The organism is Pedobacter sp., assembly GCF_031119335.1.
Taxonomy (GTDB): domain Bacteria; phylum Bacteroidota; class Bacteroidia; order Sphingobacteriales; family Sphingobacteriaceae; genus Pedobacter.
The window spans coordinates 448396-466910 of sequence record NZ_JAVHXT010000001.1 but is presented as its reverse complement, the minus strand read 5'-3'; the positions used below and the strand labels follow the sequence as shown (position 1 = coordinate 466910).

The window sequence follows — 18515 nt, the reverse complement described above, 5'->3', positions numbered from 1 at the left end:
TAGACGGATGTTTACGCACCCCTAAACATCTTGCTCCTTAGAAATTTAAACAGTTTATAAAATGCTAGAACTTATTTCGCTACTTGGTGTTTAGATAGATAATAACCAAGCAAAATGTCGAACCCATTAGACACTTCACTGATTTTAAATGCTATTCCGCTGGCGTGTTACATGCTAGACAGAGATGCTAATTTTAGCTACGTTAACGACAAAGCTTTACATTTCTTTAAAATGAAAAGAGAAGAAATGTTAGGTAAAAACGTTTGGGCAATGTTTCCCGAATCGGTAAAAACCAATTACTACAAAGAAATTAATGACGCTATAGTCCATCAAAAAGAAATTACTTTCGAATATATTTCGGTTTTTAGCAAAAGTTGGATCAAGTTATCTGTAATGCCACTGTTAGATGGTGTAGTTATTAGCTTTAGCTGCATTGAACGGGATAAACACAACGAAAACCTGTACAAAACTTTGGTAGAAAACACACCTGACATAATTACAAAATGGACCAGAGATTTAGAATTAAGCTATGGCAATTCGGCTTTTGAAGCTGCTGCAGGCATATCGCTTGCAGATGCGTTAGGCAAAACACATCAAGAAATTTGGCCGAATACAGATTTTAATGCTTTAATTAACAAGGCAAAAACAGTTATAAACGATGGAAATTCGCAAACCGTTGTAATTCCAATCACCACTACAGATCGTGAAATTTTCTACGATATTAAGCTATCTCCAGAGCTTACCGTTGGTGGAAAAGTAGAAAGCGTTATTGAAATTAGCAGAGATATTACCAGCCTTAAAATTAGCCAAGATGCTTTTAGCACTGAGCTGAGAAATAAGTACAAATCACTTTTTAATTCCATCAATCAAGGATTTTGTATTATAGACGTCATATTTGATGATCACGGCACTGGTATCGACTATCGTTTTATAGAAGCTAATCCCGCTTTCGAAAAGCAGACAGGTATAAGCAATTACGAAGGTAGAACCATGAAAGAAATATCACCAAACCACGAAAAACATTGGTACGAAATTTATGGTGATATTGTGAAAAACCAGAAATCCGCACATTTTGAATTACCTGCCTTGGCACTTATTAACGGTTGGTATGAAGTAGAAGCCTTTCCTATTTCGGTATTAGGAGACAATGTGGTTGGCATATTATTTAATGATATTACAGAAAGAAAAAGGGTGCAAGAGGTTCTAATCCAAAACGAGTTAAAGGACTTTGAAAAAAAGCAACAAAAAGAGATTTTGAAAGCTTCCCTTAATGCTCAAGAAGAAGAAAGGCAGCGCATTGCCGAAATGCTGCATAATGGCTTAGGGCAGGTACTCTATGGTGTTAAGGCTAATTTGGAGCGTTTGAAATTAGAGGATGAAAATGCGTATGAAGAAAATTTGAAAGTACTTGAACGTTCCAAAGAACTATTGGGAATGTGCATTAAGGAAAGCAGAAGAATTTCTCATGAGTTAATGCCTTCAATTTTAGAAGATTTTGGACTGAAAGCTGGTGTGAATGATATATGTGCGCAGCTTAAAGGAAAAACGCGTTTTAAATGTACTTTTTCGGGTTTAGATGCGCCCTTGGATAAATACTTGCAACTAGCTATCTACAGAATTATACAAGAACTTGCATTAAATATTATGAAACATTCTGAAGCTCATCATGCTTCTATAAATATAACTGTTGAAGACAATCAGGTTAATGTAACGGTTAAAGATAATGGTAAAGGTTTTGATGTATCAGAAAGGCGAGATAAAGGAATTGGACTAAAAACTATCGAATCGAAGGTAAAATTGCTTAATGGTAAAATGACCATTACCTCTGTACCTCAGCAAACAACTGTTCATATCCAATTCCCTTTGTAAGTTAAGCTGGTGAAAGACCACCTAAGAAATCATCATAATCGAAAGTGATAGAGTTCCAATGGTTGCGTTTAGTTGCCGTAAATCCCTTCACTTCTTCATCTTCCTCCTGCCCTCTTTTTTGTATACTTGGTTCACCATCCCAATCTTGGTCAGCGTCGCTGCCTTCAATTTCAGATTTCGGAATACCACTTAGTGCTCCTTCATCATTGCGTTCGCCATTACCACCATTCTCTTTCTTAGACGAGCCTTGCTCATCCTGATCATTTTCGTTCAAGTATTCCATTTTAATTATTTAATTATCTTTCTAAACGTAAGCGGTAGGTTTCTACCTCTTTCAAAGCTTCTAAAATGCCTGTTCTTTGCTTTTGCAATAGTTCTAAGTGATCTGCATGATTTTCTTCGTCTGCTATCACACTATCGTATTTTTCTATTGCTGCTTTTTCGCCAGTTTCTATGGCTGCTAAAATAGCTTCGTCTTCCTTGCTGCTCAGTGCTTGTTTAATATCAATCCAAGTTCTGTGCAAAGCGCCTAAAATTCCACCCTCTTTATTATTGCTTTCTCCTCCATGCAACTCAATGTGACTTTTTAATTCATTTGCATAGGCAACACGCTGTGAAGATAAACGAAGAAATAAATCTCTTAGCTCTATACTTTGGGTGGTATCACTTGCTGATAGATAGCCTTCTTTGCCATCGTTAACAATGTTTACTAGTCCTTTCAAATCTTCAATCGCTGCATTATTCGCTATCATCTTGTTCCTCCTTATCTTCGTTGTTTTTTCTATCGTTGTAGTTTGGATCCTCACCTGTTGGCTTACTTTCACCTTCAGAAGAATCTTGCTGCTCGCTTCTAACACCGGCAACAGCAGAAGATTTTTCATCTCCAATATCACTGGCATTACCTTGTGCCACATCAGCAGGCCTACGGTCTAATTCTGGCCTATCGCTTTCCAAGGCTTCTCTATTTGCCATTCTGATATTTGGATCTCCTTCCCTACCTTGAGGTTGTCCTTTTTCCCCTTCACGAGTATTCTCAACAGAAGGTTCATCTCTGTGCGATTGGTTAAAATTTTTGTTCTGTTCGAATTGAATTTCCATAGTTCAAAATTTTATAGTTTCGTTTTACTGTCTTACACTATCTCTGTTTACTGTAGTGCTTCTGTTTACCGTATCCATAGAACTTGATGCAGAATTATTAGAACCTGATCTAGTTCCAGAAGTGCTTCCAGTAGAGGTATCGCTCATGTCCATGGTATCAGCATCCATCATCATAGTGCTATCTGCCATGCTTGTATCATCCATTTGATCTTGTTTATTTTCTGAACTGCAGCCAATAGCACTTAAACATATTGCTACTGCGCTTAAAAAAATTACTCGTTTCATATTTATTGATTTTAGTTGATTTGCTAACTAAATAACAGAAATGGATGAAATGTTCTTTATATATAGAAATTGGGTATTTAGCTTTGTGCAAGGGTATTTGTCACATCAAGACACTTTTCTTGCTTTAAACAACTTTTTGATTTTTCTATTTAGATAATTTCCCTTAGAAGTTGCGGCTTTAAATTCTTTATAGATTTTTTCTGGAACCTTTTCATAAACGTAAACATCACCTGATAGGAAAACTACAATTAAAATTTTCTCGTCTGTTTGATAGTTGATATTTGCTATTACTGATGACGGCATAACAGAGTTGATATTGATGATGCGATTTACACTAAAAACCTACGTACTTTACCACACAAATACCCGTTTTAATAATAAATAGTAGTTGAAATAATGATATTGTTATATTTGGATTAAACACAATTGACATGGATAAAACGGATAAAAACAAACAGGCCATGGACAGCTTGCTGGAAAAATCAAAAGCTTTAAGGGCAAAGTCTAAAGAGACAGAAACTAAATTAAATGAGCTAAAGGCCAAAGTAGATAAGTTTATTCACTCAGATAAAACCGAATCTGATACTGAAGAAAATAAAGTTTAAACTTAAGATACATACGTTCATCACCTCAATCTTTGTAGCTAGTTAAGATTTCTTCTCTGGCACTTTTGCTCCCTCTTCCTTAGCTTCAGATAAACCAATTGCTATTGCCTGCTTTTTTGAAGTCACTTTTTTACCAGTACCTGTCTTTAGCTTACCTGCTTTCATTTCGTGTATTGCTTCGCCAACTTTTTCGCCAGCTTTTTTCGAATATTTTGCCATGATTTTCAAAATTTATTAAACACAGTAATAAGCTGTTTTTCAATATTTTGTTTAAGTTAACACAACAATCGAGTATTAGTACCTAGACCAATTTGTAAAATACTTGTTTTCTCGCTTCTTCAAACAAAATGCCCATCATTTTCATTTAGTAGATACAAATTGATATCGACATGAAAAATCTACTATTTTTTATCTATAGTGCTGCTTTTACATTTATGATTGCCTGTAGTTCGCAGTCTAAAGATTCAAAGGAGCTGGCCGATAGTATAAACTCAGCAAAAGATACAGCAACTTCTACCACAGATATTATCACCGTTCGTGAAAATGAGGCAGAATTTGCAACAAATGCTGCTGATGCGGGTTTGGCAGAAATCAACTTTGCAAACTTGGCCATTAGTAAAACCAACAACCCAGAAATTAAAGCCTACGCCAATATGATGCTAAAAGATCATGGCACTGCAAACGATGAACTAATGGCCTTAGCTAAAAGCAAAAATGTAACCTTACCGGTTGCCATGAGTGCAGAGAATCAGAAACGTAGAGAAGATATTAGCACTAAGACGGGAGCAGATTTTGACAAAGCTTACGCCAAATTAATGGAAGAAAATCACGTGAAAGTATTGGCTTTTATGGAGCACCAAGCTAGAAAAGGTACTGATCCGGATTTGAAAGCATTTGCTGCCAAAACGGTTCCAATGATTAATGCGCATTTAAATGCGATCAGAAAAATTAAGGATGGACTTAAATAATTGTTCTTAAAAACATCCGCTTCTATTTGAAAATTGCCGTTACCCAAAAAGAAAATTAAATCGATGAAAATAGCTTATATCAGTACCTCTTTACCAAACGAATGCGGAATTGCAACTTTTAATGCAAACCTATCTAATGCAATTAATCAACACAAAACTATTTCCAAAGACAGTTTTGTAATTGCTTTGAGCGATTCGGAAAGCTTGGACGCGTATAAATATCCTAGTGATGTGAAGTACATCATTAGACAGAGTAACCAAAAAGATTATTTAAGGGCAGCTGATTACATTAACACTAGCCAAGTGGATGCTTGTATTATTGAGCATGAATTTGGCATTTATGGCGGAGAAAGTGGTTTGTACTTGCTTACACTGATGGCAAGGATTAACAAGCCTATTATCACCATTCTGCACACTGTACTAAAACAACCAACTTACATTCAGCAAACCATTATACAACAAATTGCTAAACGGTCTGCCAGCATTGTGGTAATGAGCCAAAAGGCAATTGGTTTCTTAACAAGCATTTATCAGGTACCTAAAGATAAGATTAAATATATTGAGCACGGTGTACCTGATTTAGAACCTGCAAAAGATAACCCAATTAAAAAAGCTTATCCGTTTAAAGATAGCAAGGTGTTACTCACTTTTGGTCTAATTAGTAGAGGAAAAGGACTTGAAACCGTTGTTGAGGCACTGCCAGAAATTGTAAAACGTCACCCAGAAGTAAAGTACGTGGTGTTGGGAAATACGCATCCGGGCGTAGTGAAAAATGCTGGAGAAGAATATCGCGACAGCTTAAAACGTTTGGCTAAAAAACTGAACGTAGAAAATCATTTGGTATTTGTGAACAAATTTGTGGATGAGCAAGAATTACACCACTACCTTTCTGCTACCGATGTTTACATCACTCCCTACTTAAACGAAGCGCAAATTACCAGCGGAACTTTATCTTATGCTGTTGGTGCTGGTGCGGCGGTTATTTCTACACCTTATTGGCATGCCCAAGAACTGTTAGCCCAAAAGCGTGGTCTGTTGTTCGATTTTAAAGACAGTGCACAGTTAGCTACAATGGTTAGTGAGCTGCTAGAACAACCTCAAAAGCTCAACGAGCTTAAATACAATGCCTATCAATATGGTTTAACCTTACGTTGGCCAGCAATTGGCAAAAATTTCATTAAAGTACTAGAGAAAGCCATCCAAGAAAAGCAAAAAACTACTTTGGAAAACAGAAACATCATTGATGTTGATTCTATTCCAACTTTTGATTTAGGACACATTCGTCGTTTAACAGATGATACCGGAATTGTACAGCATGCTAAATATGGCATTCCTAATTTAAAGGAGGGTTACTGCTTAGATGATAATGCTAGGGCACTGATTATGGCTTTAATGGCTTTTGAGCAATACAAAAGTAAAGAAGCACTTGATTTGCTACCCATTTACTTGAGCTATATTCAGTATATGCAAAAGGAAGATGGAAATTTCCGTAATTTCTTGAGCTTTAACCGTAACTACTTAGATGAAGTTGGCTCTGAAGATTCTTTTGGCAGAACCATTTGGTCGTTAGGTTACCTGATTAATTTTGCGCCAAATAATTCTTACAAGGAATTTGCTGTAGAACTGTTTTTAAAATCAGTACCCCACTTTTCTCAACTTGAGCATTTAAGAGGCGTTGCAAATACCATCATTGGTGTAAATCACTATCTCAAAGCTAATCCACACGATGAAAGTATTGTTAATGAATTAAATCAATTGGCTATCCCTTTGGTAAATGCTTATCAAAATAATAAAGATGGAGAGTGGCATTGGTTTGAGCAAACGCTTACTTACGATAACGCTTTATTGCCTTTAGCACTGCTTTGCCATTATGAAATAAGCGGAGACAAACAATCGTTGGATATTGCTTTGGAGGCACTTGAATTCTTAACGGACAAAACTTTAAGCTTCGGTTTCTTAAATCCGGTAGGTAATGACGGTTGGCTGGAGAAAAATAAACCAATGGCACAGTACGACCAACAGGCAATTGAAACAATGGCAATGGTTTTGGTTTACTTTAAAGCTTATGAAGTAACCAAGGATGAAAAATACATGCACAATCTGTATCAAAGCTATCAGTGGTTTTTGGGCGAGAACAGCTTGAACCTCCCCCTTTATGACCATGAAACCAAAGGCTGTGCAGATGGCTTGCAAAACTTGGGCGTAAACCGTAACCAGGGAGCAGAAAGTACGTTAGCTTATTTAATATCTCATTTAGTAGTCTTTAAGGCTTTAGAAATCGAATATCGCTATTTAGCTGATGACCAAAAGTTGAAAGCAGATATGTTGGAAAAATAGAATTCTCTGCCAACTTTAGTTAGAATATATTCTAGCCCACGATTTAAATAGTGGGCTAAAAAAGTAAACACTGTTAAAATGCCAAACCTACATTTTAAGTCTTCAGAACACCCGTAAATAAATACTAGCAAATCCCTCCGACATTTCGGAGGATGAACCTATGGTAGAAGATTATAAAACGTCAACAAGTACCGTCGGGCAATATCAATTAAGTTAAGTGTGTAGCAGACCCCAGCGGGGTCTAATATTTATAGAAAAGCATTATTTTAGTCGTTCGACCCCGATGGGGTCGCATCATAAAACACATTAACCTGATGCTATAAACATTAAAATCCTACGGATTTCCTTAAATAATGACATTGCCCCTAGGGACGACCATTTGGTTGATTTAGATTTAAAGGTCGCACCTACGGCGCTTTGCTGAGATGCTGCATAAGGCTACCAAATGTGAGCTCCTCTGGAGCTATTTGCTAATTATAGTAGAAGTTAGCGATTTTTCACTACTACACCGAACTACCATTATTAGTCTCCATAATTCGCTCCAACAATCTTTCCAGATTTACGGAGGCGAAAGAAGAGCAATAATCAGACAAACCGTAGGGAATAATTAATTCGCCATTGTGGATGATAGACCCGCAAGAGTACAATACATTAGGTACGTAACCTTCCCTTTCGTCTGGATTTGGCACCAACAGCGGCTCATACAACCTTCCAATTTCTATAGATGGATCATTTAAATCTAGCAAACTTGCCCCCAAACAGTACCTACGCATTGGACCCACCCCATGTGTAATAATTAACCAACCAGCTTCAGTTTCTATTGGCGAACCGCAGTTGCCTATTTGTATAAACTCCCAAGAGTACAAAGGCGACTGCAATTTTATAGGCTGATCCCAAACGGTAATTCTATCAGAATACATGATGTAGTTATTCCAGCCATCAATTCTCGACATCATAGCGTATTTGCCGTTAATTTTCTTAGGGAATAAAGCTAGGTTTTTGTTTTGCGCACCCTTTCCATGCAGCGGACTAACCTTAAAATCGTAAAAATCGGTAGTCTGCATCAGCTTCGGAATAATAAAAGATCCGTCGAATGCGGTATAAGTTCCGTAATAAATAATACTACCGTCGTCTTTTGTAAAACGTACAAAACGGGCATCTTCTATTCCCTTACGTTCAAACTCAGAAATTGGAAAAATAACCCGATCAGAAATATCTGTATCTTTAGAAAAACAGATTTCGTGATAAGTATCCGATAGCCAAAGTATCCTATCGTATTCTAATTTCTCCGAATCTTCTTTCTGTTGTTCTTTGGCTTCGAGCACTAATTTTCTAAGCTGGGTATAGTCAAACTTATCTCCTAAATGCGCATTTACGTCTACAATTACGTTCATAGATATATGAGCATCAGCAGCCTTTTTTAAGAATAGCTTTTTGTTATAGATGGCATTTTTAACCACTTCGGCTTCATCAATATAATTTCCTGCCGGCAAAACGTGGATATTGTTGTGAGCATCAATCAAAGCTCTTCTAAAAACCACCGAAGAAATATGACCTTCTCCAACAGCTCTAAAACTAATGATTACACGCTTCTCGCCTTCTACCAAATTAGACTGGTCTGGATCTTCTACAATTGAAGGATTAAAAAATGCCGCAGATTCGATAGAATATTCATGGGTAAAATAGGAACCGATGAGATATTTAGTAAATTCATCCATCTCTTTGTATTCAATTCCCATTTCTTCTATTAACCACTGGATTTTTTTACAGTGCTTTAAAAATACTTTAGTGATGTTGCGGTGGCGCTTAGAAAATTCCTGAAGCAAGGGCGATACAATATTGAAAATTTGCCGATCTGTAAGGCTCGTTACCTTAGAAATCACTTCTCTGGCTCGTTCATCGCCGTTATAAAAAAATCTTGCTATTACTCTTCCAGGATCTGGATATACCTTAATGGGTTTTCTGCTAACTGTTATCCTCATATTAGAATTGGGTTGAAAATGGATAACAATTCACAAAGCATAGATGTTTTAAGTAATGAAAAGCATTGGCAAAAACTAAATCGTAAGTAGAATGTTAGTACTAAAAAAAGACTATGAATTCACCTCACGAAGATTTTTATATCATTGCGAAAATTGATGGGCAAGAAAAGCACCTTAACGTTATACAGCTTGAAACCACAGATGGCGTGCCGTATTATGCCTGCCATATTGGCGATACCGAAATTACGCAGCTAAGAAACGAAACTTACGGAAAATGGGAGCAGCTTTGGGGCAATCTAGACGACAAAACAATTCAGGACATTGGACTAAAAATAGAAGAAAAAATCAAATCTTCTTAAGCATAGTTCAAAATGCCGTTGGTAATGCAGAATTTAACTAAAGCAGCAGTGTTACGAACACCTGTTTTGGCAATCATTTGCAATCTATGCCCCTCTACTGTACGTTTACTAGTAAACAATTTATCGGCAATCTCCATGTTGGTGTAACCTTCGGCTATCAACTCTAAAATTTCAATTTCTCTGGTAGAAAAATCTATTTTAACTGTTTTATTGTTTGATATTTTTATGCCATAATTGCCCAACAAGCTTTTATTTAGTAATTGATGCGTTAATTCGGCACAAACGTAAAACGAATTGTACATTACCTGCTTAATAGCAAATACGAGTTCATCTTCACTTACACTTTTAAGTAAATAACCTTTAGCACCAGCTTGTATTGCCTGCGACACGTATTTTTCATGATCTAACATAGAAAGTATGAGCACTCTTACGCTTGGAAACCTATCTGCAATATGCTGAGATAATTGTAAGCCAGTCATATTTGGCATATTGATATCAGCTAATACCAAATCTATTGGTTCCTCATTAGTTTCAAGGATTTTTAAAATTTCGTCGCCATCGGCACCTTCGCCAAGTACGTTAAACTCATTGTACTTTAGCAACAAGGATTTAATGCCGTCTCGTACCAAATGATGGTCATCGGCTAATAAGATGTTAATTTTTTGATTATTCTGCGCCATTTAGAGGAATATTCATTAATACTTTTGTGCCTTTACTAGGTTGAGAGAAAACTTCAATAACGCCATTCAAAAGATGCAGGCGATTAACTATGCTCTTTAAACCAAAACCTTCTTTTAAATCAGATAGTACTTGGGTGTCCATACCTTTTCCATTATCAGTCTGGCTAACATAAAGTTCTTCTTCTTTCTGTAGCACCAGAACATTTACGTGAGTAGCGTCGGCATATTTGATGGTGTTATTTAGCAATTCTTGTACAATACGGAAAATCACCACTTCCATGTTAGTATTTAAGCGATCGCCTTTAATATTAAAGCTTAAATTGAAGGAAATTTGCTGAGGATCGAGTTTTCGTTCTAACATATCTTTCAGTGCAACTTCCAAGCCCATATCATTAAGTAATACCGGCGTTAGTTCAAAAGAAATTTGCCGCACTTTCTTTATAGCAGTGTTAAGCAAAGCCCTGCTTTCCTTTTCAGATGGACTAAGTTTCAATTGCGCCGCAAATAGCAATTGCCCAATTTCATTATGCAAATTTTCGGCAATATTTCTCCTTTCTTCTTCTTGCGCACTAATAATGGCTTTAAAAAGACGTCGCTGTTGTGCAGCCTTTAATTTAGTTTGTTCATCTATCAGCCGCTGGCGTTCTTCATTTAATATAATTTGCTCTGTAATGTCTTGTGAAATACCGATAATATGTATTGGAATTCCAAACTCGTCGCGTTTCAGGACTTTTCTTTTCGTAGCTAGCCAGTGGATTTTACCTTCGTGATCTATAATTCTATATTGCAGTTCATGCACCTCATTATCTCTCGCATTACGCAAATTTTGAATACTTTCGAAATACTGGTGTTGGTCTGCCGGATGTACAATTCTTTCGAAAAAACGCATGCCCATTTCGCTAATTTCCCTACGCCCCATTTTAAATAATTGATGGATACGCGTATTGGAATAAACCTTTCGCATCTGCTGGATATCGGTAACATAAAGCATATCTGGCACTGCATCGGCAATTTTAGAGAAAACTGTTGATTCTAGCTCAAAATTCTCCATCATTATCTGATGACCTAAATATTGTTCGATAACAGTTGTATCTTTACGTTTCTCCATAAATCTTTCCAATTTATCAACCTTAAATATAAGGAAAAATCTAAACCAACACTCTTAAAAGTTGTAACACACATCAGTTAACAGCTAACTATTTTTTCACTAAAATGTGTTATGCAATTCATAAAATAGCCTAAATCAAAAGGTTTAGCTATAAACAAATCCATATAATTGTTATAACTGCCTAATTTATTTAGTGGATAGGCAGAAATAACAATTAGAGGAACATTCGGAAAACATTCCTTAATTTTTTCGCATAAGTTTTGTTCATCAGTTATTGGTGCCGACGAATGATCTAGTAGAATCATTTGCGGATTAAAGGAGTTCAACATCCCTATCGTATTCTTCGAAACAAATTCTAGATGAAATTTTTCTGGTATTAATGCCGCAGAGAGAACAGTTTGCATACTATTCTCATCTTCAAAAATCAATAATTTACGTTTTTCAGTAGCCTCGATAGCGATATTAGTCATAAAATTTAGGTTATCTCATCAAGCATTTGACTTGTTCCCGCCATTGCCAGCTGCTCTTCTTCTTGTTGTTTATTATGGATAATCACTCTTATTAGATTTACCACTTTTTGGGCATCGCTTTCTAAAGCCTGTGCCAATAGAGAAGTGTAGGCCGTGATTTGATATTGCTGTATTTGCTGCATACCCACTATTAATCCAGCATCTCTTATAAAGCTATTTCGAGGGGTAACATCTATAATATCGTAACATTCATCAATAAGAACTTCAACATCTTTATTTGCAACTTCTTCTACAGCCACATTAATTGTTTCGAAAATACTTTCTAAGCGGTGGATATGTTCTTTGCCTTCCTTTTGGAATTTATCCAGCGTTTCGAACAGATCTTCGCAGCCCACTGCCAATTGCAAAATTGGCAATACAGCTAACCATTGCTTTTCGGCGCAGTAAACCTGTTTTAAACTATCTATTAAAGATTTACTACTAAAATCTCCTTTGTTGAGCGTCTTTTCATTGAAAGTGTTAGACTGAATTGTTACCATAACTAACTATTTAAAAATCAAAGAATAACCATCTCACTATGTGATGATTTCTATTAACTAATATCCGATATCGTATTGGTCTTAAAAAGGATATTTATACTAAAAAGCAACGTATTAATACCCTATTTAATTGTGGCTTTTTGGTTTTAAAATCATAAACAATTTACTGAAGCCTAGTGTTTTGATAAATATGAACATCACCGAATTGACCCTAAAAGAACTGAGCGAATACTGCGTAAGAGAACAAATTTCTATTGCAGTAGCAGAAAGTGTAACTGCTGGATATTTACAGTTTACACTGAGCCAAATGCCGCATGCGCTAAACATTTTTAACGGTGGAATTACCACCTACAACATAGGCCAAAAAGTAAAACATTTAGGTTTAGATTTTACTTACGGATCAATTTGCAACTGCGTATCGAGCGATATTGCAGCAACTATGGCATTGCAGGTTCGCAAGCTATTAAACAGCAAAATGGGTATCGCAATTACCGGATATGCAAGCCCCGTTCCAGAAGAGAACATAGATGAACTACATGCTTTTATGGCCATTGCAATAAATGACAAGATAGTGCATACCCATAAACTGCTTACTAAAGAAAATTCACCTGCCGAGGCACAGAAAGACTATGTTCAACAGGTGATAACAGAAGTGTTAGCTTACTTTACTAAATCGTAATCCGACCGCCAGTTACCGGCAGTACAGCTCCCGAAATGAAACTGGCTTCGGTTGATGCCAAAAATAAATACGCAGGCGCAATTTCTACTGGTTGCCCAGGACGCTCCATTGCTGTATTTTTACCAAAGTTTTCTACGTTAAATTTTGTTGCTGGAATAAGCGGTGTCCAAACTGGGCCAGGAGCTACCGAGTTTACCCTAATTCCCGTGCCTTGCTTCAACAGAATTTGACTGAGATTTGCGGTTAAATTAACTACTGCACTTTTGGTGGCAGAATAAGGCAATAGATCTTCAGATGGATCAAACGCTACTACAGAGCTGGTATTGATAATGCTACTACCTTTTGGCATGTGCGGCACTGCGGCTTTGCACAAATAGAAAATTGCGTTAACATTGGTAGCAAAAGTAAAATCCCACTCGTCAGTCGGGATATCTTCAATTTTTTTACGGCTAATGTGAAAAGCAGCATTGTTAATCAGCACGTCTATTCTTCCAAATTCCGTTACAGCTTTCTCTACAATGGCCTTACATTGGCTTTCTTCAGTAATATCTCCTTTCATTAAAATGGCCTTTCGTCCGGCTTGTGTTACGTGATCTGCGGTTTCTTTAGCATCCTTATCTTCCTCATCAGAGAGGTAACTGATTAGCACATCTGCTCCTTCTCTGGCAAATGCAATAGCTACTGCCCTGCCAATTCCCGAATCGCCTCCGGTAATGATCACTTTCTTATCCTCAAACCTACCGTAACCAACATAGCTATCTTCGCCATGATCTGCTTTGGGGTCCATCTTTTCCTCCGTACCCGGATATTTCTGCTCTGGAGTATTAAACGGTGGAGCCGGGAACAATTCTTTTGGATCTATATTTTCGCTCATAATTTCTTCATTACTATTTAAAGATGAACGATTGACTAAAAGAAAAGTTCCATCGATTTAATTTTCGAGAACAAATACTAATCGGATTGCGTATTTATACGACAATAAAAAAGCCGTAAACAAATGCTTACGGCTTCAAAAAAACATATCTTTAACTGTTGTGCATTTAGCCACAGATGCACAGATTTTTTTGTTTTTAAATAAAATTGAAGCGAAATATTGTCACTCAATAAAGTGTTCTAGTTCAAAAGTTCAATTCTTGTATGTTTTAAATCTGTATTTCATTTGTGTATCTGTGGCTAAATCTCACAAATGCACAAGAGGTATCTTTATATTAGTTAACGGCTTTTACAAAGTTCATTACAACATAAGCAGTTTTACCACTATACTCAATCGGTGATTTAATTGTCATTGCATCATCATTTGCACTGGATAACACCAAACGATAACCTTCTGCTACATTCTTAGCTTTTTCACCTTCGTACAGTTTTTTAAATTGGAAAGTTTCGTCAGCAGTGCTTACCGACCAAAAAATATTTTGTGTTTTAGCTGAGCAACTAGCACTAGCAGGCAAACTATAGCTACCGTTACCGCTGTTGGTTAATCGCCAAGTACTACCAACAAAGCATTTGTAAGAGCTTTCGCCAAGAAACGATCTCACCGCTACATCAGGAATACCTTCGAAAGTAATATTGTTTAACATCCAGTTGCCTGTAACATTACCTCTTCTAACCGCAGGTGCACCCGTAGTAGTTTTTGGAGAGCAGCTTTCTAACACCACTAACGATGCAGAAAATAAAGCGATTGCTAAAAATAGTTTTTTCATTGTTTTTGATTTTGTTTTCATCTGTAATGAAGCTATCCCGATAAATCGGAATGGTTTCATTGTTTTTCTGTTATTTTCATTTGTAAAGAAGACATTCCAATGGAATGGTTTCATAATTTGATTTTTGATTGAAGTGGAATGCTTATCAAATCCAACTCCACTTTGTATAATTTTCGTGAAACTCTTTACATAAATCTTGCCAAAAATGAGTTATTAAAGCTATTTGCGCTACATTTGTTTTAAAACATCTCAAAATCGAATTTCATGAAACCAGAAACTACTGCTATCCACGCTTCTAACCTAATAAAAACAGCCACAGGCGATGTTACTTCTCCAATTCATTTATCTACCACATATTTTAGAGGCGAAGATGGTGGCTATCCTGGTGGTCATATGTATAGTAGAGTAAGCAATCCAAATCGTTCTGCGCTGGAAAAAGTGATTACAGAGTTAGAAGGCGGTGCTGACACGTGTGCTTTTTCATCTGGCAACACTGCTGGAATGGCTGTTTTTCAAGCCTTAAAACCAGGCAGCCATATCATTGCTCCTGACGATATGTACTGGGGATTTAAAAAGCAGTTACTAACTATTTTTGCAGATATTTTGAGCTTCGACTTTGTTGATTTAACAGCGGTTGATTCCGTAGAAAGCTTTGTAAAACCTACTACTTCACTACTTTGGGTAGAAACGCCATCTAACCCTTTATTAAAAATTACAGACATTGAAGCTTTGGGTAAGATAGCCAAAAAGCATCAACTGATTTTTGCAGTGGATAGCACTTTTGCCTCTCCAATTTTACAAAATCCAATTGCTTTAGGAGCCGATATTGTGATGCATTCTACTACCAAATATATTGGCGGACACAGTGATGTTTTAGGAGGTTCGTTAACTTTTGCTGCTAAAAATGAGTTCTTCGATAAAGTTAAAAACATACAAGAAACTGGCGGTGCCGTACCTTCTCCGTTCGATTGTTTCTTATTGCTTAGAAGCATCAAAACTTTGGCTTACCGTGTGAAAGGACACTGCGAAAATGCAGAGAAATTAGCGAATTACTTAAATGAGCACCCAAAAGTAGAGGCTGTTTATTATCCAGGACTACCATCGCATCCACAATATGAAATTGTGAAAAAACAAATGAGAGGCTTTGGTGGCATGCTTTCTATTTTAACCAAAGGCGATGCTGAATTTGCCCGAAAAGTGGTTAACAGTGTGAAAATTTTTAGTCAGGCAACAAGTTTGGGGGGTGTAGAAAGTTTGATTGAGCACCGTGCTTCCGTAGAAGGGCCAACTAGTAAAACACCACAGAACTTAATTAGAATTTCTGTTGGCTTAGAGCATATTGATGATTTGATTGGGGATTTGGAACAGGCTTGGGTTAAGTTGAAAGTGTAAAGTTTAACGCATACCTAGACAACATCGTCATTGCGAGGCACGAAGCAATCTTACTACGAAAATATATAAACGTGCCTTAGGATTGCTTCGTGCCTCGCAATGACGGTCTAAATCTTAATTGAAATGACGGATTGTATATCTACCCAAACAAGTCACTGCTTAAATACCTATCACCTCTATCGCAAGTAATAAACACAATCAATCCGCTTTCTAACTCTTCCGCTAATTGCAAGGCACAATGCAAAGCGCCACCACTGCTCATACCAGCGAAAATACCTTCTTTTTTTGCTAAAGCTCGTGCTGCTAAAGTTGCATCTTGTTGGGAAACATCCATAATTCTATCTACACGTTCTGGCTCATAAATCTTTGGTAAATATTCAATAGGCCAACGACGAATACCTGGAATAGACGACTCTTCTGTTGGTTGACAACCTACAATCTGAATATCTGGATTTTTCTCTTTCAGATATCTGGAGTTCCCCATAATACTACCTGTAGTACCCATGCTACTCACAAAATGAGTGATTTTTCCCTCGGTTTCTTCCCAAATTTCTGGACCCGTAGTTTTATAATGTGCTAAATAATTATCAGGATTAGCAAACTGGTTCAGCAGAAAATAGCCCGGCTGTACTCCTTTTTCTTCTGCATAGTCTCTACAAACTTCAATAGAATCTAACAAAGTCACTTTAGCGCCAAAAGCTTCCATCGTTAAAGTGCGTTCTCTGGTTGAGCTTGAGGGCATTACCAATTCAATATCGATATCATAAATAGAAGCAATCATGGCTAAGGCAATTCCTGTGTTTCCACTTGTTGCTTCAATCAATTTGGTATTTTTGTCTACTTCTCCACGTTCCATCGCACTGCGTATCATATTCAACGCAGCTCTGTCTTTTACACTTCCACCAGGATTATTTCCTTCTAGCTTCGCATAAATTTTAACCTTCGGATTGGTGTTCAGATATCTAATTTCTGCCAATGGCGTATTTCCGATGCAATCTATAATGTTTTTCATATCTATATTTTTTACCCGCTGATTTTCGCAGATGATAACGCAGACTTAAGATGATTTATATTCTCGCCCAAAACTATTAACCATCGACTATTAACTATTCTTTTCTTTAATTTTAATCTCCACTTGATGGTAAACTGTCGAACCTTCAGGTACACTTACCGTTAACCAAACATTACCACCAATCACACTATGATCGCCAATTACCGTTTCTCCTCCCAAAATAGTAGCTCCAGAATAAATAATGACGTGATTGCCAATAGTTGGGTGTCTTTTGGTGTTCGACTTCGATTTATCCACGCTTAAAGCGCCTAAGGTAACCCCTTGGTACAATTTCACATGGCTACCAATTATGGTGGTCTCACCAATTACCAAGCCTGTACCATGGTCAATGTATAAATATTCGCCAATTTCTGCTGCCGGATGGATATCAATTCCAGTAACAGTATGTGCGTATTCGGTAATGATGCGAGGAATGTGAGGTACTTCTAACAAATGTAGTTCATGTGCAAAACGATACATCGCCACAGCAAAAAAACCGGGATAACACCTAATAATTTCAAACTCACTTTGTGCCGCCGGGTCGCCATCAACAAGCGACACCAAATCGGTATTCAACTTACGATAAACTTCAGGCAGTCTATCAAAAAACGCATCGGCAATTCCCTTATTTAACGCTTTATTAGGCGATTTTGTAGATTTCAGTATCAACTGTAGTTCTTCCTTCAATTCAAAGAAAACACCCTTCAATACATCTTGGTTGTAATTGGTAGACGCTCCCCTTTCTGGGAAAATCAGATTTAATAAAGACTGCGCCCAGTTTGCAATCATCTGATTAGATGGCACAACCTGCTGTTGGTTTTGGCGCTGAATAATGCTATTTAGAAATTCGGTGTTCAATTTTTTAAATTGTATAGTAAGTCTACAAAGTTAGTATTTTATTCTGCCACTGATATACATTAGGAACATTCAAATGTCTTTTTAGCAACGAATGCACAGATAATTTGATGTAGATAAGGTTTTAAAATATGGTTATCTGTATATCTGTTGCTAAAATCAAGTCCATAACACCAAACACAATACGTTAAAAACCAGACTAATAATTATTTTTCGAAATTTTATTTTGCAGGGAAATAAAAAACAACCTATATTTGAAACATTATTTGGAGAACCAAATAAAAGTCAATCACCGCAAGGTTATTGATTTATAAAGAAGTGGCGAGAGACAGGCTCAAAGACCCACTGGCAACCCTCAAAAAGAGAAGGTGCCAATTCCTGACCAAATTGCATGGTGCATTTTGGAAATATAAATTAATAAGATGAAACTAATTAATTCAATTTCTTCAAGAAACACGTTTCCCGAGCAGGTCGGACAAAATTCTATTGCTACTTCTATTATTGGTAATTGCTGCAACATGCAATTGATGATGTGTAT

At 36.8% G+C, this 18515-nt stretch carries 22 protein-coding genes and 1 riboswitch; of the genes, 7 read left to right on the top strand and 15 right to left on the bottom strand.

The window, feature by feature from the left end; all coding sequences use genetic code 11:
• Positions 1-114: 114 nt before the first annotated feature.
• Positions 115-1869, top strand: coding sequence for a PAS domain-containing protein (locus REI64_RS01980; protein WP_308848405.1), 1755 nt, complete (start codon positions 115-117; stop codon positions 1867-1869).
• A 1-nt stretch (position 1870) separates the two neighbouring features.
• Here the strand turns inward: REI64_RS01980 and REI64_RS01975 are convergent, their stop codons facing one another.
• From REI64_RS01975 to REI64_RS01955, 5 genes are all read right to left on the bottom strand, one after another.
• A complete protein-coding gene (locus tag REI64_RS01975) occupies positions 1871-2152 on the bottom strand; it encodes a hypothetical protein (RefSeq protein ID WP_308848404.1) in 282 nt (93 codons plus the stop codon).
• A gap of 13 nt (positions 2153-2165) precedes the next feature.
• Positions 2166-2621, bottom strand: coding sequence for a PA2169 family four-helix-bundle protein (locus REI64_RS01970; RefSeq protein ID WP_308848403.1), 456 nt, complete (start codon positions 2619-2621; stop codon positions 2166-2168).
• A complete protein-coding gene (locus tag REI64_RS01965) occupies positions 2608-2967 on the bottom strand; it encodes a hypothetical protein (protein ID WP_308848402.1) in 360 nt (119 codons plus the stop codon). The genes REI64_RS01970 and REI64_RS01965 overlap by 14 nt, the downstream gene beginning before the upstream one ends.
• Positions 2968-2991: 24 nt before the next feature.
• Positions 2992-3252, bottom strand: coding sequence for a hypothetical protein (locus REI64_RS01960; protein ID WP_308848401.1), 261 nt, complete (start codon positions 3250-3252; stop codon positions 2992-2994).
• Positions 3253-3357: 105 nt separating this feature from the next.
• Positions 3358-3555, bottom strand: coding sequence for a KTSC domain-containing protein (locus REI64_RS01955; RefSeq protein WP_308848400.1), 198 nt, complete (start codon positions 3553-3555; stop codon positions 3358-3360).
• Between the two features lie 128 nt (positions 3556-3683).
• On the opposite strand from REI64_RS01955, the gene REI64_RS01950 reads away from it, so the two are divergent.
• The gene (locus tag REI64_RS01950; protein ID WP_308848399.1) at positions 3684-3857 is read left to right on the top strand and encodes a hypothetical protein; all 174 of its coding nucleotides are present in this window, start codon (positions 3684-3686) and stop codon (positions 3855-3857) included.
• 42 nt (positions 3858-3899) lie between these two features.
• Here REI64_RS01950 and REI64_RS01945 read toward each other — a convergent pair whose 3' ends face one another.
• The gene (locus REI64_RS01945) at positions 3900-4076 is read right to left on the bottom strand and encodes a DUF6496 domain-containing protein (RefSeq protein ID WP_308848398.1); all 177 of its coding nucleotides are present in this window, start codon (positions 4074-4076) and stop codon (positions 3900-3902) included.
• Positions 4077-4246: 170 nt separating this feature from the next.
• On the opposite strand from REI64_RS01945, the gene REI64_RS01940 reads away from it, so the two are divergent.
• The gene (locus REI64_RS01940; protein ID WP_308848397.1) at positions 4247-4825 is read left to right on the top strand and encodes a DUF4142 domain-containing protein; all 579 of its coding nucleotides are present in this window, start codon (positions 4247-4249) and stop codon (positions 4823-4825) included.
• Positions 4826-4888: 63 nt separating this feature from the next.
• Positions 4889-7162: a glycosyltransferase family 4 protein gene (locus REI64_RS01935; RefSeq protein ID WP_308848396.1), complete on the top strand. Its 2274-nt coding sequence runs from the start codon at positions 4889-4891 to the stop codon at positions 7160-7162.
• Positions 7163-7665: 503 nt separating this feature from the next.
• Here REI64_RS01935 and REI64_RS01930 read toward each other — a convergent pair.
• A complete protein-coding gene (locus tag REI64_RS01930; RefSeq protein ID WP_308848395.1) occupies positions 7666-9144 on the bottom strand; it encodes a glycoside hydrolase family 130 protein in 1479 nt (492 codons plus the stop codon).
• A 113-nt stretch (positions 9145-9257) separates the two neighbouring features.
• On the opposite strand from REI64_RS01930, the gene REI64_RS01925 reads away from it, so the two are divergent.
• Entirely contained in the window at positions 9258-9503 is a 246-nt protein-coding gene (locus REI64_RS01925; RefSeq protein ID WP_308848394.1) for a hypothetical protein, read from the top strand.
• On the opposite strand, the gene REI64_RS01920 is transcribed toward REI64_RS01925, so the two are convergent.
• The 4 genes from REI64_RS01920 to REI64_RS01905 form a co-directional block, all read right to left on the bottom strand.
• Positions 9500-10183: a response regulator transcription factor gene (locus tag REI64_RS01920; RefSeq protein ID WP_308848393.1), complete on the bottom strand. Its 684-nt coding sequence runs from the start codon at positions 10181-10183 to the stop codon at positions 9500-9502. The genes REI64_RS01925 and REI64_RS01920 overlap by 4 nt on opposite strands.
• A complete protein-coding gene (locus REI64_RS01915) occupies positions 10170-11291 on the bottom strand; it encodes an ATP-binding protein (RefSeq protein ID WP_308848392.1) in 1122 nt (373 codons plus the stop codon). Before REI64_RS01915 ends, REI64_RS01920 begins: the two co-directional genes overlap by 14 nt.
• A gap of 77 nt (positions 11292-11368) precedes the next feature.
• A complete protein-coding gene (locus REI64_RS01910) occupies positions 11369-11761 on the bottom strand; it encodes a response regulator (RefSeq protein ID WP_308848391.1) in 393 nt (130 codons plus the stop codon).
• 5 nt (positions 11762-11766) lie between these two features.
• On the bottom strand, positions 11767-12300 hold the full coding sequence (locus tag REI64_RS01905; RefSeq protein ID WP_308848390.1) for a DUF892 family protein: 534 nt from the start codon (positions 12298-12300) through the stop codon (positions 11767-11769).
• Between the two features lie 190 nt (positions 12301-12490).
• Between REI64_RS01905 and REI64_RS01900 the strand changes: the two genes are divergently transcribed.
• Positions 12491-12979 carry a nicotinamide-nucleotide amidohydrolase family protein gene (locus tag REI64_RS01900; protein ID WP_308848389.1) on the top strand — a complete coding sequence of 163 codons (489 nt, stop codon included), beginning with the start codon at positions 12491-12493 and terminating at the stop codon, positions 12977-12979.
• Here REI64_RS01900 and REI64_RS01895 read toward each other — a convergent pair.
• Positions 12969-13853: an SDR family oxidoreductase gene (locus REI64_RS01895; protein WP_308848388.1), complete on the bottom strand. Its 885-nt coding sequence runs from the start codon at positions 13851-13853 to the stop codon at positions 12969-12971. The two genes, REI64_RS01900 and REI64_RS01895, sit on opposite strands and share 11 nt — an antisense overlap.
• 334 nt (positions 13854-14187) lie before the next feature.
• Positions 14188-14679 carry a lipocalin family protein gene (locus tag REI64_RS01890; RefSeq protein WP_308848387.1) on the bottom strand — a complete coding sequence of 164 codons (492 nt, stop codon included), beginning with the start codon at positions 14677-14679 and terminating at the stop codon, positions 14188-14190.
• A 264-nt stretch (positions 14680-14943) separates the two neighbouring features.
• On the opposite strand from REI64_RS01890, the gene REI64_RS01885 reads away from it, so the two are divergent.
• Positions 14944-16071, top strand: coding sequence for a PLP-dependent transferase (locus REI64_RS01885; RefSeq protein WP_308848386.1), 1128 nt, complete (start codon positions 14944-14946; stop codon positions 16069-16071).
• 139 nt (positions 16072-16210) lie between these two features.
• On the opposite strand, the gene cysM is transcribed toward REI64_RS01885, so the two are convergent.
• A complete protein-coding gene (cysM, locus tag REI64_RS01880) occupies positions 16211-17083 on the bottom strand; it encodes a cysteine synthase CysM (protein ID WP_308848385.1) in 873 nt (290 codons plus the stop codon).
• A gap of 90 nt (positions 17084-17173) precedes the next feature.
• The gene (locus REI64_RS01875; RefSeq protein WP_308848384.1) at positions 17174-17980 is read right to left on the bottom strand and encodes a serine acetyltransferase; all 807 of its coding nucleotides are present in this window, start codon (positions 17978-17980) and stop codon (positions 17174-17176) included.
• Positions 17981-18282: 302 nt separating this feature from the next.
• Positions 18283-18393: riboswitch (SAM riboswitch) on the top strand.
• Positions 18394-18515 lie beyond the last annotated feature (122 nt).

Excerpts from the sequence above, each read along its gene's own strand:
- REI64_RS01980 (WP_308848405.1), top strand. The coding sequence starts at position 115 with ATGTCGAACCCATTAGACACTTCACTGATTTTAAATGCTATTCCGCTG.
- REI64_RS01975 (WP_308848404.1), bottom strand. The coding sequence starts at position 2,152 with ATGGAATACTTGAACGAAAATGATCAGGATGAGCAAGGCTCGTCTAAG.
- REI64_RS01970 (WP_308848403.1), bottom strand. The coding sequence starts at position 2,621 with ATGATAGCGAATAATGCAGCGATTGAAGATTTGAAAGGACTAGTAAAC.
- REI64_RS01965 (WP_308848402.1), bottom strand. The coding sequence starts at position 2,967 with ATGGAAATTCAATTCGAACAGAACAAAAATTTTAACCAATCGCACAGA.
- REI64_RS01960 (WP_308848401.1), bottom strand. The coding sequence starts at position 3,252 with ATGAAACGAGTAATTTTTTTAAGCGCAGTAGCAATATGTTTAAGTGCT.
- REI64_RS01955 (WP_308848400.1), bottom strand. The coding sequence starts at position 3,555 with ATGCCGTCATCAGTAATAGCAAATATCAACTATCAAACAGACGAGAAA.
- REI64_RS01950 (WP_308848399.1), top strand. The coding sequence starts at position 3,684 with ATGGATAAAACGGATAAAAACAAACAGGCCATGGACAGCTTGCTGGAA.
- REI64_RS01945 (WP_308848398.1), bottom strand. The coding sequence starts at position 4,076 with ATGGCAAAATATTCGAAAAAAGCTGGCGAAAAAGTTGGCGAAGCAATA.
- REI64_RS01940 (WP_308848397.1), top strand. The coding sequence starts at position 4,247 with ATGAAAAATCTACTATTTTTTATCTATAGTGCTGCTTTTACATTTATG.
- REI64_RS01935 (WP_308848396.1), top strand. The coding sequence starts at position 4,889 with ATGAAAATAGCTTATATCAGTACCTCTTTACCAAACGAATGCGGAATT.
- REI64_RS01930 (WP_308848395.1), bottom strand. The coding sequence starts at position 9,144 with ATGAGGATAACAGTTAGCAGAAAACCCATTAAGGTATATCCAGATCCT.
- REI64_RS01925 (WP_308848394.1), top strand. The coding sequence starts at position 9,258 with ATGAATTCACCTCACGAAGATTTTTATATCATTGCGAAAATTGATGGG.
- REI64_RS01920 (WP_308848393.1), bottom strand. The coding sequence starts at position 10,183 with ATGGCGCAGAATAATCAAAAAATTAACATCTTATTAGCCGATGACCAT.
- REI64_RS01915 (WP_308848392.1), bottom strand. The coding sequence starts at position 11,291 with ATGGAGAAACGTAAAGATACAACTGTTATCGAACAATATTTAGGTCAT.
- REI64_RS01910 (WP_308848391.1), bottom strand. The coding sequence starts at position 11,761 with ATGACTAATATCGCTATCGAGGCTACTGAAAAACGTAAATTATTGATT.
- REI64_RS01905 (WP_308848390.1), bottom strand. The coding sequence starts at position 12,300 with ATGGTAACAATTCAGTCTAACACTTTCAATGAAAAGACGCTCAACAAA.
- REI64_RS01900 (WP_308848389.1), top strand. The coding sequence starts at position 12,491 with ATGAACATCACCGAATTGACCCTAAAAGAACTGAGCGAATACTGCGTA.
- REI64_RS01895 (WP_308848388.1), bottom strand. The coding sequence starts at position 13,853 with ATGAGCGAAAATATAGATCCAAAAGAATTGTTCCCGGCTCCACCGTTT.
- REI64_RS01890 (WP_308848387.1), bottom strand. The coding sequence starts at position 14,679 with ATGAAAAAACTATTTTTAGCAATCGCTTTATTTTCTGCATCGTTAGTG.
- REI64_RS01885 (WP_308848386.1), top strand. The coding sequence starts at position 14,944 with ATGAAACCAGAAACTACTGCTATCCACGCTTCTAACCTAATAAAAACA.
- cysM (WP_308848385.1), bottom strand. The coding sequence starts at position 17,083 with ATGAAAAACATTATAGATTGCATCGGAAATACGCCATTGGCAGAAATT.